Below are 17,405 nucleotides of genomic sequence, written 5' to 3' on the forward strand. Positions count from 1 at the left end.
GGAGCTTGTAACATGCATAGCTGCGCCAAATCCTAGGTCAACCGAAAGGACGTCCATGGATTACTTACCCCACCCCGCTCGAACTCAGTTTATCCAAGCCGCTGGGCTCGAACGCTCAACTCAAGCGAAAGCAGCCATCGAGAAGAACATTGCCGTTACCGATCCCAGGTTGGACCGCCAACGTGAAGTTATAGCGAAATGGATGGCCGCTTCGGAACAGTCGGGCGCGACCGAGGACCAAGTCGCGGACATGAAGGCTCGCGCCAAAATTTTGGAAAAGATCGCGGAGCCTGTTCTGCACAGCGACGAGTGCTCGATCTTCGACGTATCGGCCTTGATACCGAAGTTAGCAAAAAACGATGTCTCGGCCTTTAGTCTCCGTAACCTGGTGCTGCCGGGCGATAAAACCATCTACATTCATCTTGGTCGCCAAGCGGCGCTGGTCGTCGACCAGAATGAGGACCTATATTTTGAAGGCGCTTACGTCACACAAGTCGACAATGAGATCGGCGATAACGAAGTCAGCACGTTCAGAATTGCGCTCGTATTCAGTGATCCTGAATTTGGAGTGCTGGCCTTCGACCGTCCAATCGGCCAGACGCTGAAGCGGAACACAGACTTCGTCCGGTTTGAGATCAAGCACACCAACAGCGTTCAAAAGAGCTTTGCCAGCATGGCCCAAAACGGGTTGACGGAAGAAAGCCAGATTTTAACCGCCCCGTTGAACGTCTATCGCATGGCTTATGATCTTGTCGTCAGATCGATGATCTATCTCGGTCTTGAAGGGCGTGACCTGGAATTGGGCTTCTTCACCGGCGCTCCGGACAAGCAGGTCCGGAAGGCGTTGAAAGGCGATGAAAATGCTAGGCGGTATCTTTTCGAGAACGGCTTTCCAGCCGTGCAGTTTGTCGGCCGAAACATCGGACCGGTTCCCGACCTTACGGAACCCGATTGGGGTTCTGGACCAGTTGGCTTTCGGATTTAGAGGGTTCTGCGGTTTAAGCCGCGAATCGGCCGGGGAAAGTTGTTATGGGGCATCCGCCCCCTAAGACCATTCCTGGGGAAATTCGTTAGGGGCCGCACCAGTAGCAGATGGAATTTTAACCTATTGAAAACACAGTAGGTATTTGAATATCCTAGTGGTTTTTGGTGCCCCGTGCCGGAATCGAACCAGCACTCCTCTCGGAACCTGATTTTGAGTCAGGCGCGTCTACCAATTCCGCCAACGGGGCACTCGGGTAGCGGTAAGCGCTCTATCACGGCGTCGCACCGGCATGCAAGGGTGAAGTGAGGCTGCAATCCCGCCTGCTCCGTGCCTGCGCGGTTGTTCCGGATCAAGGCAGTGGGATGTGGATTTTTCCCTTTCCTTAACGGCATATCGCCGTTGTTTAGCATCTCCTGAAACATGTATGTCGCCTGGACATTCGGTTCTCGGAGGTCCGGCAATGGTGCCGGGTTTCGGAAGGAGAAGATTATCATGCGGAAATCATTGCGTGTGCTGTTGCTGTCCGGATGTTTCGCCCTGCCTTTTGCCGGGCAGATCCTTGCGCAGGGCCTGTCTGTCGGCGGCGAGAATGGCGTTAGTGCCGATGTGAATACGAGCGACGGGATCGGTGCCGAAGTCTCCGTCGGCGGAACCGGCGGTGTCAGCGCCGATGTCGGTATCGGTGGCAGCAGGGGCGTGGCGGATGCGGATGTGACGGCGGGCGGGCGTGATGGTTTGAATGCCGATGCGAATGTCGGCGGAAGGGGTGGGCTCGATGGGGATGCGGCCGTTTCTCTCGGAGGCAGAAATGGCGTCAATGCCGGCCTTGCGCTCGGTAGCGGTGATGGCGTCGATGCCGGGACGACGGCATCGATCGGCGGCGGCAGTCCCGGTGCGGCTTCCGGTCCCGCTTTGCTCGGCCTCGGAGGCACGGGGATCGGCGCAGCCCCATTGGGCGGTGCCGGCGCCGCGGGTGCTCCGGGTGCAGGCGGGCTCACCGCCCCGCAGTTCGAGGCCTTCCAGGCGATGTCCGAAACCGAGCAGCGTCGGCTGCTCACTCGCTGCGCAGACATCACCACTGGCGGCGGCGATGCGGCATTGGAATCGCTCTGCCGCATGCTGCGGATGAGCGCCTCACGCTGATCTGCTTGGTATTCGAAACCCATCCCCATTCGCAGGGGATGGGTTTCTCCATATCAGGTCCCCTCCCGTGTCCCCCTTGTATTTTCGGCATCGCGGATGTTAGCTGGTGCAGCAAAAATAGAAGCGCTGCCCATGAAACTGCCTGCCCGTACCTCCTATGAAGACCTTTTTGGCGATTTCGCCTGGGAGATCCCAGAGCGATTCAACATGGGAGAGGTGGTCAGCGATGCCTGGGCGAAAGAATTTCCGGAGCGCATCTGTCTCCAGCATTTCAGCCCGGATGGCGACCATCGGGCGCTGACCTATGGCGCGCTGTCGCAGCGGTCCGCCTCGCTGGCGAATGCTTTCGTCGCGCTGGGTCTCAAGCCCGGCGATCGGGTGGCTTTGCTGCTGCCGCAGAGTTTCGAGACGGTGATCGCCCATGTGGCGATCTACAAGATGGGTGGCATCGCCCTGCCGCTGGCGCTTCTCTTCGGGGCCGAGGCGCTCGAATACCGGCTGAAGGCATCCGGTGCGACGGCTATTGTCACCAACCCCTTCGGCCTGTCACGGCTTGCGGGCTTACGCGAAAAGCTGCCGGAGTTGCGGCATGTCATCGTCACCGGAGATACGCCGGCCGGCGAGGGCCTTCTGGGGCTCGATGCGCTGATTGCCGCCCATCCTCCCGTGTTCGAGGTCGTCGACAGCGTTCCTGACGATCCGGCTCTGATGATCTTCACCTCCGGCACGACCGGCCCGCCGAAGGCGGCGTTGCACGGCCATCGGGTGCTGGCGGGGCATATTCCGGGTTTCCAGCTGGCGCATGAATTCGCGCCTCAGGAAGGCGACAGGATCTGGACGCCGTCGGACTGGGCCTGGGCGGGCGGCCTGCTCAACGTGCTGCTGCCGGCGCTGATGCTCGGCATTCCGGTCGTCTCCTCGCCGGCCCAGAAGTTCGATGCGGACATGGCCTTCCGGATCATGAGCGAGATGGATGTGCGCAACGCCTTCATTCCGCCGACGGCGCTCCGGCTCCTGAAATCGGTCGAAAAGCCGCTCGAAAAATACGATCTCAAGCTGCGGACGATCGCCTCGGCGGGCGAGGCGCTCGGCCGCGAGACCTATGACTGGGCGAAGGCGGCGCTGGGGCTGACGGTCAACGAGTTCTACGGCCAGACCGAGTGCAATTTCGTGCTGTCCTCGGCCGCCAATCTCGGCGTGTCGCGCGGCGGGGCGATCGGGCGGGCGGTGCCGGGCCATCATGTGGCGGTGGTCGACGGCAAGGGCATCGAGCTTCCGGTCGGCAAGATGGGGCAGATCGCCATCCGCCGTCCGGATCCGGTGATGTTTCTCGGTTACTGGAACGACGAGGCTGCGACGGAAGCAAAATTCGTCGGCGACTGGCTGATCACCGGCGATCTCGGCCGGAAGGACCGCGATGGTTATGTGGAGTTCGTCGGCCGGGATGACGACGTCATCACTTCGTCCGGTTACCGCATCGGGCCGAGCGAGATCGAGGATTGTCTGACCGGCCATCCGGCGGTGCGGCTGGCGGCCGTGGTCGGCAAGCCGGACCCGATCCGCACCGAGATCGTCAAGGCCTATATCGCTCTGGCACCAGGCTATCTTCCCAGCGATGAGTTGGCTGCGGAAGTCAGTGACTGGGTGAAGACGCGGCTCTCCATGCACGAATATCCGCGCGAGGTGGCCTTCGTCGATGATATTCCGCTGACGACCAGCGGCAAGGTCATCCGCCGGCTGCTGCGGGACAAGGCGGCTGCAGAGTAGTTATTCCGAACGGCCGGCGAGCGACATGATCTTTTCCCGAAGCATGCGGGCCATGTTGCGGGTGTTGCGGTAGAGGTGGAGCTGTGCTGCCACCTGGCGCACGTCGCGGTCGCCGTTCTGGCGCAGGCCGATCACCAGCGTGCCCATCTCCTCGCGCTCTTCCCAGAAACGGCTCATGATCGGGTGATCGGGAACCGCGCAACTGTCGGTGCGCGTGATGTTGGCGTCTTCGAGATGCCATTCGGTCAGCTTCACCATCAAGAGCTTGCCGGGCGAGAACTGGGAAAAGCTCTCGTCGTAGGCGGTCTTCCACGTATAGGCCTCGCCGGCCATGATGAAGACGATGAGCGAGGCGATCGCGCGGCCGTCGAAATCGATGGTGTGGATGCGGACCGCATCGACTTCCGCCAGGTTGGTGATCGCCTCGCGGGCGAAGGCGGCGCGGTAGCGGTCGTTGATCAGGGCCGAGCGTTTGCGGCCCTTCCAGCCCTTGGCTTCGAGGGCCAGGAATTCCTCCATCCGCAGGCGGATCTCTTCCGGCTGGCGGGCGACCGAATAGCTGAGCGAGCCCTTGTTGTCGAGCTTGCGCCAGAGGCGGCGCATTTCGCGGTAGTGGTGCGACGAGATCGAGTGTTTCAGATAGGCCTCGCCGTCGAGCAGGCTTTCCAGCATCGGCCGCTGTTGGGGATCGGTGACGGTGACCGGCAGGTTGCGGCCGATCGCGACGGCCTTGGCGAGCTGCGCGAACGGGCCGGAAAGCCGCACGTCCGGCATGACCAGCACGGAGGGGAGGCGGGCTTCGCGCATGCTGAGCGCGTCGAAAAGATTGTCGATCGTCTCGGCTGAATCTTCCGCATCGACGAGCGGCGTGCCAATCGGGCCGAAGGGATTGGCCCAGGCGCGTATGATCGAGGCGCCAACGGAAAAGCCCGGCTTTTCGATCGTGAACGGCATCAGCAGCCGCATGCGGCTGCGCGCACCCGTCTCGTCGCGGATCAGCGCCAGGCGGACCAGCTTGTCCTCGACCCGCGGCATGGCGGGGGCGAGCAGCCGGGCCGAAAAGAAGATGTTCGGCTCGAGCGCGCGGTTGGAGAGGAACTCGAGTTCTTCCTGCAGGTCGTAACCGAAGGCGGCGGGATAGAGGCAGAGTTCGCGGCCCGGCCGACCGACCTGGAGATGCGTATCGGCATCTGGCCGTTCGGCGCGGAATGCCTGGATCATGCTCGCACGACCGCCGCCATTCCCCTCGAACTCGCTGCTGAACGGAGGTAACGCCATGGTCAGGAAGCCTTTGAAGGAGCAGAGGGCGTCGGATCGGCAAACGCGAAAAGGACGATGCCGAGCGTGCGGCGGACTGCGATATGCAATAGGATCGCCTCGATCATCATCGCGGATGCCGTCGCCATCGCGGCACCCGTGAGGCCGAAGCGGGGGATCAGCACGATATTGAGGCCGATGCTCGCCGACAGCGTCACGGCGTAGAGCAGGACGCACAGTTTCTGGCGGCCGGCCATGCTGAGCAGGACCTCGCCGGGGCCGACCATGGATTTGGCAAGGATGCCGCAAAACAGGATCGCCATCAGCCAGTAACCGGCCGTGAACGCGCTGCCGAACAGCGACAGAAGCAGTTCGCCGGATGCCAGCGCCATGAGCCCGACGGCAAGTGACGGCCAGAAACTCCAGCGCGCGGTCTGTCCGGCAAAGGCTGCCAGCGCCGGCATGTCGTTCTCCGCCATGATGGCGGAGAAGCGGGGGCCGGCGGCCGCCTTGATCGAGAAGTAGACGAACTGCACCAGCACGATCGTCTTTGCGGCGGCGTAATAGATGCCGACCTGGTCCGGCGGTAGATAGAGGCCGACGACGACGACATCCGCATTGGTCAGCAGGAAGCCGATGCCGTCGACGAGGAAGAGCGGCAGCGAATAACGGAACCAGGCGCCGATCTCGAACTGCACCGGGCCCGGTCCGTAGAGCCGGCGCAGGCGCAGCGTCAGGCGCAGGAGCTGCGAAAGCGTCGTAACATAGGTGGCGGCAAGGGCCGCCTCCATGGCGGTTACGGCGGTATGCGGCGCGCCGAACCAGAGGGCGGCCAGCATGAAGGCGAGGATCAGGGTCGGGCGGATCAGGTAGGTGGGGCTCAGCGCCGTCACCGTCCAGCCGTTCGAACGCGCGGTGCCGTCGAGCACGTCACCGAGCGCGATCATCGGCAGGGTGAAGAAGGCGAGCGACACCGGCACGAGATAGTAGGCTTCGACCGTGTGGCCATAGACATGCAGGAACAGGAAGCCGAGGCCTGCAACCGTGCTTGCCGAAATGAGCGCCACCAGGCGGACGGCGAGATTGAGCCCGCGCACCGTCGCCACCTCGTCGCGCGCCTTGTGCTGGTGCAGGAAGCGGATGACGGAGGTGTGGAAGCCGAGGCAGGAAAGATTGCCGGCAAGCACGACCAGAACCCAGACGAAGGCGAATATGCCGTATTCGAACTCGCCCATCAGGCGGGCGAGCACGATCTGCGACACGAAGGCGATGGCAGCACTTGCAACCCGGATCACGAAGGCGGTCAGCGCACGACGCTGGGCGCGGGCTGTCTCGTCGTCGTCGGTCAGGATCGATTCGAGCTTGCGGGTCAGCGGTGCCAGCCGGGTCCTCAGACCAGGCGGAAGCAATCTTTCCGCTGTTTCGATAACCGCCATGATGGGCACGCAATACTCGTAACGACGACGGGAACAATGGCCGAAAGTGTTGCCACAGCAGGGTTAAGAAAGGGTTCGCCCGGGCGTCGATGGCTTCGCGAACTATGAACTTCAAGGCTCCCTGGAAGAGCGGGTCAACAGCTTGCGGACGGCCGGAACAACCTGGTGGATGGCGGCGACGGCGAGTGTGACGGCGATCATCCCCACGGCAATCGCGAAGGTGAACGACATGCCGGCGGCCACGGCTTGCGGAGCTGCCGTCGCGACATCGCCCGTTCCCGAGGCCATTGCGAAGACCGCGCCCATCAGCGAGGCGCCGGTGATGAGGCCGAGATTGCGCGACAGATTGAGCAGGCCGGAAACGACGCCGCGCTGCTGCGCACCGACGTCCACCATGACCGCGGTGTTGTTGGATGCCTGGAACAGCTGGTAGCCGGGGGTCAGCACCGCGATGGCAGCGACGTAACCGCCAATGCCGAACGTTCCGGGAAGCAGGGTGAGGGCAAGCGAGCCGGCCAGCATTCCCATGAGACCGATGGTAACCGCAGTCCCCGCGCCCAGGCGATCGACGAGCCGGCCGACCGGTACGCCGCAGAATGTGGAAACGATCGGGCCGATCGACATGAGGAGCCCGACGAAAGCCGCGTCGAGGCCGAGCGAACGCGAAAGATAAAACGGCCCGACCACCAGCGTCGACATCATCACCGCCGAGACAAGCGCGCTGGTTATCAATCCCGTGCTCAAGGCCGGATTGCGCAACATCGATAGCCGGATCAGGGGCGACGCCGCTTTCGCTTCGACAAGAACAAACAGGCCGGCTCCGACGGCAGCCAACAGCAGCAGGGCGGCGTTGGCTGGACCAGGACTGCCGCGGCCGATCGTCATGGCCAGCGCATAGGCTGCAAGCACCAGGGCAAGCAGCAGCGTGCCCGAGACGTCGAAGCCGGGTCTTTGGTCCGGTCTTTCGCGGCGAAGATCGGCAGGCAGGTAACGAAAGGCAAGGAGGAGCGCCAGCAGGCCCAGCGGCACGTTGATCAGGAAGATCGTCCGCCAGCCGGCGCCGGCAATCAGAAGGCCGCCCAGGGAAGGGCCGAGTGCGGTGCCGATTGCCGACATGGTTTCAAGCAATCCCATGGCCGTGCCGGTGCGTGTCTTTGGAAATATGTCAGCGACAAAAGCCATGGCGAGCGCCATCATGGCGGCGGCCCCGAGACCTTGTGCGGCTCTTGCAGCGATCAGGATGCCCAGCGTCGGAGCAATCCCGCAGGCGATCGAGGCTGCCGTGAAAAGGGCAATCCCGGCGAGCAGGAGCCGCCGACGTCCCGCAATGTCGCCAAGCCGCCCGATGCTGACGATCAGGGTGGTGATGGCGAGAAGGTAGGCAAGGACCACCCATTGGACTTGCTGGAAGGAGGCGTCGAACGCCTGCACCAGTGTCGGCAGGCCGACATTGGCGACGCTGGTGCCGAGCGACGAGAGCAACATCGAGAGCGAAAGAGCGGCGAGCGCCCCACGGAAGGCACTCGCCCGTTCTACAGGTGGCGGAACCGGGTCGTGAGTGGCAGACGTCATCGTTTCTGGCCCTCCGCCGGTCTCGCGAGGTTGCTGACGATCCGGCGCGCAAGCGGCGCGACAACGAGTACGACCGGAAAAGCGATGATCCAGGAGGGGAGCCATGCTCCCATCCAGACCCCGAAGAAGCCCTCGACCAGCCCTGCGCTGCGAAGTGTGGAAACGCCGGAGACAAGCAGGGACATCAGGCAGGAAAGAACGAGGCCAAAAATGACGGGTATCAGTCGTGCGGGTATCATTGGGAACCTCCAGAAACTGTCGTCCGATGGCTATCCCAAGGCAAGGCATGGCGGAAGGCGCATCATTTGCATCAATTCAATGCATGGGGCGCCATGTCATATCGAAGAGCCTGTGTTATGCTGCGCGCATGTCCAGACCCGATCTCAACCTGCTTTTCACCCTCGACGTCCTTTTGGCCGAAGGCAGCGTGGCGCGGGCGGCCAAACGGCTGCGGCTCAAGCCAGTCGGCCATGAGCCGGGCCTTGGCGCGATTGCGCGAGACGACGGGCGATCCGCTGCTGGTAAGGGCGGGCCGGGGGCTCGTGCCAACGCCACGGGCGATCGAACTGCGCGAGCGGGTCGGCGGCCTCGTGCAGGACGCGGAAGCGGTCTTGCGGCCGGTCGAGATGCTCGATCTCGGTAAGCTCGTCCGCACATTCACGCTGCGCACCAGCGAGGGTTTCGTCGAAAATTTCGGGCCTGGCCTCATCGCTCGTGTCAGCGCTCAGGCGCCTGGTGTGCGGCTGCGTTTCATCCGCAAGCCGGACAAGGACAGCGCCTCGCTTCGCGACGCAAGCGCCGATCTGGAAACCGGGGTCGTCGGGGAGACGATCGGTCCGGAAGTGCGGGCCCAGGCACTGTTCCGGGACCGTTTCATCGGCGTCGTGCGCAGCGGGCATCCGCTGGCAGAGGGGGAGATATCGGCTCGGCGATACGCGGCGGGCGATCATATCCTGGTTTCGCGACGAGGGCTCGAAAAGGGGGCGATCGACGAGGCCTTGGCGGCGTCGGGGCTGGAACGGCGGATCGTGACGATCGTCGACGGTTTTGCCGCGGCGCTGGTTCTCGCCAGGTCTTCGGATCTGATCGCCAGCGTTCCCGAACGGCACAGCGGCAACCTGCGTGCCGGAATGTTCAGTTTCGCCCTGCCGGTCCCGGTGCCCGAGATCACCGTGTCCTTGCTCTGGCATCCGCGGCTGGATGCCGATCCGGCTCACCGGTGGCTGCGGACATGTGTTCGGGAAATCTGCGCCGGGCCTCCAGCCGACGACTGATGCCGTCCTTCCGGAAGCCGGATACGAAAACGCCGCCCAAGGGCGGCGTTCACATCATCAGGTTTTGCGGAAGCCTCAGGCCTGCTCGAAGGCGCCGTGGCAATGCTTGTATTTCTTGCCGGACCCGCAGGGGCAGGCCTCGTTGCGGCCGATCTTGCCCCAGGTGGAGGGATCTTCCGGGCGACGGTCTTCCGGCGCGGCAATGAAGTTCTCGCTGTCGAAGCCGGTGACCTGGTTGAGGCCGGTCGTCGGATCGACATGCTGTTCGTCGTAGATCGCCGGCGGCTGCGGCGGCTCGGGGTTCTGCACCAGCTCGACACGCATCAGCTGGGCGGTGACCGCCTCGCGCAGGTTGGCGAGCAGGGCCTGGAACAGCTCGAAGGCTTCCGCCTTGTATTCCTGGAGCGGATCGCGCTGGGCGTAGCCGCGGAAGCCGATGACCGAGCGCAGGTGGTCGAGGTTGACGATATGCTCGCGCCACAGGTGGTCGAGCGTCTGGAGCAGCACGGAGCGCTCCACATAGGTCATGATATCGGCGCCGAAACGCTCCTTGCGGTCGGCCGCGGCCTTGTCGGCAGCTTCCGTGATCCGCTCGCGGATATCAGTTTCGCCGATACCCTCCTCCTTGACCCAGTCCTCGATCGGCAGGTCGAGATTGAGAAGGCGGCCGACGTCTTCCCGCAGGCCCGGCGCGTTCCATTGCTCTGCATAGGCGCGTTCCGGAATGTGCTTGGTGACGAGGATTTCGATCACCTCGGCGCGCATTTCCTCGACGACTTCGGAGACGTCAGGCGAATCCATCATCTCGATGCGCTGTTCGAAGATCACCTTGCGCTGGTCGTTGGTGACGTCGTCGTATTTAAGAAGGTTCTTACGGATGTCGAAGTTGCGGGCTTCGACCTTCTTCTGGGCGCGTTCCAGCGCCTTGTTGATCCAGGGATGGACGATCGCTTCGCCTTCCTTCAGGCCGAGCTTCTGCAGCATGCTATCCATGCGGTCGGAGCCGAAGATGCGCATCAGGTCGTCCTGGAGCGACAGGTAGAACTTCGAACGGCCGGGGTCGCCCTGACGGCCGGAACGGCCGCGAAGCTGGTTGTCGATGCGGCGGCTTTCGTGGCGTTCGGTGGCGATGACGTAGAGGCCGCCGGCGGCAAGCGCCTTTTCCTTGAGCTGCTTCACTTCCTCGCGGCTTGCCGCTTCCTTGGCGTCGCGTTCCGGACCCGGCTCCATGCCTTCGAGCTCGCGCTCGAGGCGCATGTCGATATTGCCGCCGAGCTGGATGTCGGTACCGCGGCCGGCCATGTTGGTGGCGATGGTGACGGCGCCCGGCACGCCGGCTTGCGACACGATATAGGCTTCCTGCTCGTGGTAGCGGGCGTTCAGGACCTGGAAGTTGGTGAACCCGGACTGGCGCAGCATGGTCGCCAGCAGCTCCGACTTCTCGATCGAGGTCGTGCCGACCAGGACCGGCTGGCCGCGTTCATGGGCTTGTTTGATCTCTTCGATGATCGCCTTGAACTTTTCGTCGAACGTCCGGTAGACCTCGTCGTCCTCGTCGATACGCTGGATCGGCAGGTTGGTCGGCACTTCGACCACTTCGAGCTTGTAGATGTTGCCGAACTCTTCCGCTTCGGTCTGGGCCGTACCGGTCATCCCGGCGAGCTTTCCGTACATGCGGAAATAGTTCTGGAAGGTGATCGAGGAGAGCGTCTGGTTCTCCGGCTGGATCTGCACCTTTTCCTTGGCTTCGAGCGCCTGGTGCTGGCCTTCCGAATACCGGCGGCCGGGCATCATGCGGCCGGTGAATTCGTCGATGATGACGATCTCGTCGTTGCGGACGATATAGTCCTTGTCGCGGGTGAAGAGCTTGTGGGCCTTCAGCGCGTTGTTGATGTGGTGGACGATCGCGACGTTCTCGACGTCGTAGAGAGACTCGCCCTTCAGGAGGCCGGCCTGACGCAGCAGGTTTTCGAGCTTTTCGGTGCCGGCTTCGGAGAAGTTGGCGGAGCGCTGCTTTTCGTCGATCTCGTAGTCTTCCGGCGTGAGGACCGGGATGAAGGCGTCGATCGTGTTGTAGAGTTCCGAACGGTCGTCGAGCGGGCCGGAGATGATCAGCGGCGTGCGCGCCTCGTCGACCAGGATCGAGTCCACTTCGTCGACGATCGCGTAATTGTGGCCGCGCTGGACCATCTGGCTGCGCTCGTACTTCATGTTATCGCGCAGATAATCGAAGCCGAGTTCGTTGTTGGTGGCGTAGGTGATGTCGCAGGCATAGTTGTCGCGGCGCTCTTCGTCGCTGAGGCCATGGACGATGACGCCGGTCGTCAGGCCCAGGAAGCCGTAGAGCTTGCCCATCGTATGGGCGTCGCGCTGGGCGAGGTAGTCGTTGACGGTGACCACATGCACGCCCTTCCCGGCGAGCGCGTTGAGGTAGACGGGCAGCGTTGCCACCAGCGTCTTGCCTTCGCCGGTCTTCATCTCGGCGATCGCGCCATCGTGAAGGATCATGCCGCCGGTCAGCTGCACGTCGAACGGGCGCATGCCGAGTACGCGGCGGGAGGCCTCGCGCACCACCGCAAAGGCCGGGATCAGGATGTCGTCGAGCGTCTTGCCCTCGGCGAGCAGTTTCCTGAACTCCACCGTCTGGGCTGCAAGCTGTTCGTCGGAGAGAGCCTTGGTCTTCTCCTCGATTGCATTGATCGCGTCGATAGTCGGCTGGTAGCTGCGCACGCGGCGATCGTTTGCCGAACCGAACAATTTGCGGGCGATGCCGCCAAGGCTGACCATACGAATGGTCCTTTCTGAAATCTGTCCCATGAGGGCGCGGGACCGGTCGAACCATCGGTTTCTGATGCCGATAAAATGACCCGTCACGCCCGGAAACTCTGCTGGACGCCAAGTTGCGTGACAGATAAGAGGGGGGTCGAATGATGTCAACGGTGGCGGCCGATACAGAATGGCCACAATCCGGTGTTTGTGAAGGTTTTCTGGCCGGAATCAGACGTTCTGAAACCGGCTTCCTTATCGAAAGGTCTTTATCGATGTTGCGCCACAAGTTTCTCATGACGGCCGCGCTGGCCGCCGCGATCCTCTGCCAGGCTCCCGCCTTTGCGGCAGAGGATCCGGTCGTTGCCAAGGTCGGCGACCTGGAAATTCACCAGTCGGAACTGGATATTGCGGTCCAGAACCTCGACCCGCAGCTGGCCCAGCTTCCGGACGACCAGAAGAAGGTCGCAGCCCTTTCCGGCGCGATCGACGTCAAGCTGCTCGCCAAGGGCGCTCTCGCCGAAGGCATCAAGGATACGCCGGACTTCAAGAAGCGGATGGACTATATCGCCGACCGCGAGCTGCATAATGCCTACTTCCGCAAGCATGTGATCGACGCCACCACCCCGGCAGAGGTCAAGGCTCGCTACGACAAGGAAATCGCTTCCCTGCCGAAGCAGGAAGAGGTGCATGCCCGCCACATCCTCGTGAAGACCGAGGACGAGGCCAAGGCGATCATCGCCGATCTCGACAAGGGCAAGGATTTCGCCGCGATCGCCAAGGAAAAGTCCCAGGATTCCAACAAGGATGAAGGCGGCGACCTTGGCTGGTTCGGCCGCGGCCGCATGGTTCCGGAATTCGAAGAAGTCGCTTTCGCGCTGAAGAAGGGCGAGTATAGCAAGACGCCGGTCAAGTCGCAGTTCGGCTATCATGTCATCAAGCTGGAAGACACGCGCGATGCCCCGGCGCCGGCTTTCGACCAGGTCGAGGACCAGGTCAAGCAGCTGGTGATGCGCGACAAGTACGTCGCCCTCATCACCAAGGCCAAGAGCGAGCAGAAGATCGACATCAAGGATGCTGCCCTCAAGAAGGGCTATGAAGACGTCAGCAAGATGCAGGAAGCGGGCGACGCGCCGGTCCAGCAGTAATTCTCGACAACGGGCCCGGATTTTCCGGGCCCTCTCCTTATTTGAGCCAGGTAATTTCCGATGTCCGATTCCGTTTCGCCGCTCGCTCCGAAATCCTATCCCGACATGCCGGCGATCCGCGGCGTGCGCATGGCGACAGCCGCTGCCGGGATCAAGTACAAGAACCGCACCGACGTGCTGCTGATGGTGTTCGACGAGCCGGCGACTGTCGCCGGCGTCTTCACGCGCTCCAAGTGCCCTTCGGCGCCGGTCGATTTCTGCCGTGCCAATCTGTCGCACGGGGTGGCGCGCGCCGTTGTCGTCAATTCCGGCAATGCCAACGCCTTTACCGGCGTCAAGGGCAAGGCCGCGACTGAACTCACCGCAAAATCGGCCTCCGAAGCGGTCGGCTGCGGCCAGAACGAGGTCTATCTGGCTTCGACCGGCGTCATCGGCGAACCGCTGGACGCGACCAAATTTGCGGGCGTGCTCGGCGACATGAACACCGGCGCCGTCGGTAATTTCTGGCTGGAAGCCGCCAAGGCTATCATGACCACCGACACCTATCCGAAGGTCGCGACCCGCACCGCCGAGATCGGCGGCGTCACGGTGACGATCAACGGCATCGCCAAGGGCGCCGGCATGATCGCGCCCGACATGGCGACCATGCTGTCCTTCGTGGCGACCGATGCGGATATCGCATCGCCGGCGCTGCAGAGCCTGCTGTCCGCCGGCGTTGGCTCCACCTTCAATTCGGTCACCGTCGACAGCGACACCTCGACCTCCGATACGCTGATGCTGTTTGCCACCGGTGCCGCTGCCGCAGATGGCCAGGCCCGCGTCGAAACTGCCCACGATCCGCGCCTCACGAGCTTCCGCGCCGCGCTCAACGATCTCCTGAAGGATCTGGCCCTGCAGGTCGTTCGCGACGGCGAAGGCGCCCGCAAGATGGTCGAGATCACCGTCACCGGCGCCGAGAGCGATGCGGCGGCAAAGACGATCGCCCTTTCGATCGCCAATTCGCCGCTGGTCAAGACCGCGGTCGCCGGCGAGGACGCCAACTGGGGGCGCATCGTCATGGCCGTCGGCAAGTCCGGCGAAATGGCCGACCGCGACCGGCTGGCGATCTGGTTCGGCGACGTGCGCGTCGCCGTCGACGGCGAGCGCGATCCGGCCTATTCCGAAGCCGCGACCACCGCGGTCATGAAGGAACAGGACATTCCGGTGAAGGTCGATATCGGTCTCGGCAACGGCCGGGCGACCGTCTGGACCTGCGACCTCACAAAGGAATATGTTGCCATCAACGGCGACTACCGGAGCTGACAGGAATTGAACGAAGCCTCATCTCCTCAGAACGATCTGCCATTGGTCAGGCGGCTCGAAGCCGTCGGCTTTCGAGCCTGGCCGGCTGCGTCCGTCGTTTATGACGGAAGCTGGCAGGTGCGGCTGACCGGCGGCCATCCTTCCAAGCGCCTGAACTGCATCGTACCACTCGACCCATCCGACCACCGCGACATGGCGATGCGGCTCGAGAAGGCGCGCAAGCGGTTCGAGAATTACGGCCGTCAGCTGGTCGTCCGGGAGACGCCGCTCGCTCCTCCCAAGCTTATCGAGCATCTCGATGCCGCCGATTGGCGGGTGTTCGAGACCGTCGACGTCCTGACCGTCAACCTCACCGAACTGGAACTGCCGGACACGCTCGATCACCTGCCGAGCCACGATATCGGCCGGTTCTGCGATGCGAGCCTTGCGGTCGATAGCGAGGATCCGGCGCTGAAGCCGGCGCTTGCCGAGATTCTGAGTTCGATCAAGCCAACCTCCGGCTTCTTCATCAAGGAAAATCCGCAGGAAGGGGCCGCGGCCGTGGCGCTCTGCGTCCAGGACAACGACCTTGCCGGGATCATCTCCTTTGCCGTGGCCAAAGAGCATCGGCGCGAGGGTGTGGGCACCGAAATCCTCTCCTCGGCGCTGCGCTGGGCTCGTATCAGCGGTGCGCGTTCGGCGTGGCTGCAAGTGGTCTCGACCAACGAACCGGCGATGGCGCTTTATCGAAAGTTCGGCTTCCGCAAGGCCTACGAATACCGGTACTGGCGGCAGGAAGGCCGGGCATGAGCGACGCACCCCGCAAAATCCTGCTCGTCGCCGCCTGCGCGCTGATCGATACCGACGGCCGCATCCTTCTGGCGCAGCGTCCGGAAGGCAAGTCGCTGGCCGGCCTCTGGGAGTTTCCCGGCGGCAAGGTCGAGCCGGGTGAGACGCCCGAGGAGACGCTGGTGCGCGAGCTCGAGGAAGAACTCGGCATCGTGACCCGGATCCCCTGCCTTGCGCCGCTCACCTTCGCCAGCCACACCTACGAAACCTTCCATCTCCTGATGCCGCTCTATGTCTGCCGTCGCTTCGAAGGCATTCCGACGGGAAGGGAAGGGCAGGCGATCAAATGGGTGCGGCCGAACGCGCTCAGGGATTACCCGATGCCGCCGGCCGACGAGCCGCTGATCCCGATCCTGCAGGATCTGCTCTGATCGATAAAATTAGAGCGGCCGAATTCATACGGCGTTAAGGGATCGTTTAGCCGATTGTGGCACCTTCAAGGCTTATCCGGTAACGCGTTGATGAGGCTTTAGAAGGCATGGACGAGGAATTCTGGAAAACTGTGCGGGTCCGTCAGCGGGCGGCGCATGGCTCCGGCAAAACCGGCGCGCTCAATATCGCTCTTCTGTTCGGGACGGCCGCGATCGCTCTTTCGCTGATCGTGACGCCGATGCTCGCTGGCCGCAATGACGAGCGCCGACTGGCGCATGTCCAGGAGGATTTCGACCTGATCAGCACGGGCTCCATCAAGCCCGGCGAAAAGGGCGCAAGGCATTATACTATCCGGCGCAGCGTGCTGCAGGAAACGCCCGGCTCGGTCTGCATCGTGCAGGGCTATGGCGTGGGCAGCGACTGCTGACGCCAGGGGCTTCGGCCCGCTCATGTTGATTGAAGGATATTCCATGCGCCTTTTCAGGTTTCTTCTGAAGAACAACAGCGGCGCAACGGCCGTGGAATATGGCCTCATCGCTTCAATTCTGGCGGTAACGCTGTTTATCGCTCTCGGCGGTTATTACGACCTCATGGACAACATGTTCGGCGGTATCGCGAATACCTACGAGGACGCTACCCGCTAAGCTCCTATTCCGGTTCCCCGCGCAACGCGTCGGCCAACCGCATCTTGGCGGAGCCGGGCTTCAGCGGCTTCTGCTGGCTTTCGTGCGGTGCCCAGCCGGATGCGTAGATGATCGAGAACGTGGCGCGGATGCGGCCGTCCAGATCGGAATAACGTTCCGCATAAAGCTCCGCAGCCCTTACGAAGAAACGCCTCGTCACCGGCACCCGGCTGCGGCCCGCGAGGGGGTTGGTCATGCCCATGGCGCGTAAATCGCGCATCAGCGGGAAGAGCGAGTCGTAACGCACCGTGTAGGTCTCGGCATCGACGACCGGCAGCGAGAAACCGGCCCGCTGCAGCAGGGCGCCGACATCGCGCACATCGGCAAACGGTATGACGCGGGGGCTCGCGCCGCCTGTCAGTTCCGCCTCGGCAGAGAGAAGGACGTCGCGCATTTCCTGCAACGTGCCGGAGCCGGGGATCGCCGCCAGAAAAAGTCCGTCGGGCCTCAGGGCGCGGCGTATGCGGATCAGCGTGCCGGGCATGTCGTTGACCAGATGCAACGAGAGCGGCGACAGGACCAGATTGACGGATTCGGGTTCGAGAGGGACGTCTTCGAACGGGGCCGTGGTAAAGGCGTCTCCAGGCCCTGCGAAGGCGGCATCGGTCTCGACGCGGCTCAAGGTGCCGATCTTGCCGGTCGCCAGCGCCTCACGGGCGGCGATACCGGTTCCCCCATGCAGTTCGACCGCCGTCTCGAACTTGCGTTCGACGACCGCCAGACGGTCCGCAAGCTCGCGGCCGGCAATGTCTAGGAGGAATGCGGCATTGCTGTCCTTGGCGGCTATCGCGCGTCTGCGCCGTGCGCTCACCAGCTTTTCGTCGAAAAGAATTTCCATGGCCGTCCACTCGTATTCTGCCGTCGCAAAGGCG

At 63.0% G+C, this 17,405-nt stretch carries 14 protein-coding genes, 1 tRNA gene and 2 pseudogenes; 10 read left to right on the top strand and 7 right to left on the bottom strand.

Annotated features, from left to right (window positions below):
- Nucleotides 1–55: 55 nt before the first annotated feature.
- The gene (locus tag ACZ9EJ_RS21345) at nt 56–985 is read left to right on the top strand and encodes a hypothetical protein (protein ID WP_046642154.1); all 930 of its coding nucleotides are present in this window, start codon (nt 56–58) and stop codon (nt 983–985) included.
- Nucleotides 986–1,147: 162 nt separating this feature from the next.
- Here ACZ9EJ_RS21345 and ACZ9EJ_RS21350 read toward each other — a convergent pair.
- A tRNA-Leu gene (locus ACZ9EJ_RS21350) sits at nt 1,148–1,232 on the bottom strand.
- 245 nt (nt 1,233–1,477) lie between these two features.
- On the opposite strand from ACZ9EJ_RS21350, the gene ACZ9EJ_RS21355 reads away from it, so the two are divergent.
- Both ACZ9EJ_RS21355 and ACZ9EJ_RS21360 read left to right on the top strand, forming a co-directional pair.
- Nucleotides 1,478–2,128: a hypothetical protein gene (locus ACZ9EJ_RS21355; protein ID WP_046642153.1), complete on the top strand. Its 651-nt coding sequence runs from the start codon at nt 1,478–1,480 to the stop codon at nt 2,126–2,128.
- Nucleotides 2,129–2,260: 132 nt separating this feature from the next.
- Nucleotides 2,261–3,895, top strand: coding sequence for an AMP-binding protein (locus tag ACZ9EJ_RS21360; RefSeq protein WP_046642152.1), 1,635 nt, complete (start codon nt 2,261–2,263; stop codon nt 3,893–3,895).
- On the opposite strand, the gene ACZ9EJ_RS21365 is transcribed toward ACZ9EJ_RS21360, so the two are convergent.
- From ACZ9EJ_RS21365 to ACZ9EJ_RS21380, 4 genes are all read right to left on the bottom strand, one after another.
- The gene (locus ACZ9EJ_RS21365) at nt 3,896–5,116 is read right to left on the bottom strand and encodes a GNAT family N-acetyltransferase (RefSeq protein ID WP_251089909.1); all 1,221 of its coding nucleotides are present in this window, start codon (nt 5,114–5,116) and stop codon (nt 3,896–3,898) included.
- Nucleotides 5,117–5,175: 59 nt separating this feature from the next.
- Nucleotides 5,176–6,597 (bottom strand): lipopolysaccharide biosynthesis protein, encoded by a 1,422-nt coding sequence (locus ACZ9EJ_RS21370; RefSeq protein ID WP_311522584.1) that lies wholly within the window; start codon nt 6,595–6,597, stop codon nt 5,176–5,178.
- A 102-nt stretch (nt 6,598–6,699) separates the two neighbouring features.
- Entirely contained in the window at nt 6,700–8,160 is a 1,461-nt protein-coding gene (locus ACZ9EJ_RS21375) for an MFS transporter (RefSeq protein WP_046642149.1), read from the bottom strand.
- On the bottom strand, nt 8,157–8,399 hold the full coding sequence (locus tag ACZ9EJ_RS21380; protein WP_046642148.1) for a DUF2798 domain-containing protein: 243 nt from the start codon (nt 8,397–8,399) through the stop codon (nt 8,157–8,159). The genes ACZ9EJ_RS21375 and ACZ9EJ_RS21380 overlap by 4 nt, the downstream gene beginning before the upstream one ends.
- A gap of 128 nt (nt 8,400–8,527) precedes the next feature.
- On the opposite strand from ACZ9EJ_RS21380, the pseudogene ACZ9EJ_RS21385 reads away from it, so the two are divergent.
- Nucleotides 8,528–9,434 (top strand): annotated as a pseudogene (locus ACZ9EJ_RS21385) (LysR family transcriptional regulator).
- Between the two features lie 75 nt (nt 9,435–9,509).
- Here ACZ9EJ_RS21385 and secA read toward each other — a convergent pair.
- Complete coding sequence (gene secA, locus ACZ9EJ_RS21390) at nt 9,510–12,221, bottom strand: preprotein translocase subunit SecA (RefSeq protein WP_046642147.1); 2,712 nt, start codon at nt 12,219–12,221, stop codon at nt 9,510–9,512.
- Between the two features lie 254 nt (nt 12,222–12,475).
- Between secA and ACZ9EJ_RS21395 the strand changes: the two genes are divergently transcribed.
- From ACZ9EJ_RS21395 to ACZ9EJ_RS21420, 6 genes and pseudogenes are all read left to right on the top strand, one after another.
- On the top strand, nt 12,476–13,348 hold the full coding sequence (locus tag ACZ9EJ_RS21395) for a peptidylprolyl isomerase (RefSeq protein WP_046633857.1): 873 nt from the start codon (nt 12,476–12,478) through the stop codon (nt 13,346–13,348).
- Nucleotides 13,349–13,408: 60 nt separating this feature from the next.
- Nucleotides 13,409–14,650 (top strand): bifunctional glutamate N-acetyltransferase/amino-acid acetyltransferase ArgJ, encoded by a 1,242-nt coding sequence (gene argJ / locus ACZ9EJ_RS21400; protein WP_046642146.1) that lies wholly within the window; start codon nt 13,409–13,411, stop codon nt 14,648–14,650.
- Nucleotides 14,619–15,439: pseudogene (locus tag ACZ9EJ_RS21405) on the top strand (GNAT family N-acetyltransferase). Before argJ ends, ACZ9EJ_RS21405 begins: the two are co-directional and overlap by 32 nt.
- Nucleotides 15,436–15,849 carry an 8-oxo-dGTP diphosphatase MutT gene (mutT, locus tag ACZ9EJ_RS21410; protein ID WP_037081747.1) on the top strand — a complete coding sequence of 138 codons (414 nt, stop codon included), beginning with the start codon at nt 15,436–15,438 and terminating at the stop codon, nt 15,847–15,849. The pseudogene ACZ9EJ_RS21405 and the gene mutT overlap by 4 nt, the downstream one beginning before the upstream one ends.
- 107 nt (nt 15,850–15,956) lie before the next feature.
- On the top strand, nt 15,957–16,277 hold the full coding sequence (locus ACZ9EJ_RS21415; protein WP_046633866.1) for a hypothetical protein: 321 nt from the start codon (nt 15,957–15,959) through the stop codon (nt 16,275–16,277).
- A 43-nt stretch (nt 16,278–16,320) separates the two neighbouring features.
- Nucleotides 16,321–16,494, top strand: coding sequence for a Flp family type IVb pilin (locus ACZ9EJ_RS21420; protein WP_251089897.1), 174 nt, complete (start codon nt 16,321–16,323; stop codon nt 16,492–16,494).
- A 4-nt stretch (nt 16,495–16,498) separates the two neighbouring features.
- Here ACZ9EJ_RS21420 and ACZ9EJ_RS21425 read toward each other — a convergent pair whose 3' ends face one another.
- Nucleotides 16,499–17,371 carry a class I SAM-dependent methyltransferase gene (locus ACZ9EJ_RS21425; protein WP_046642144.1) on the bottom strand — a complete coding sequence of 291 codons (873 nt, stop codon included), beginning with the start codon at nt 17,369–17,371 and terminating at the stop codon, nt 16,499–16,501.
- Between the last annotated feature and the right edge of the window lie 34 nt (nt 17,372–17,405).

This window comes from Neorhizobium sp. USDA 3394 (assembly GCF_056280385.1).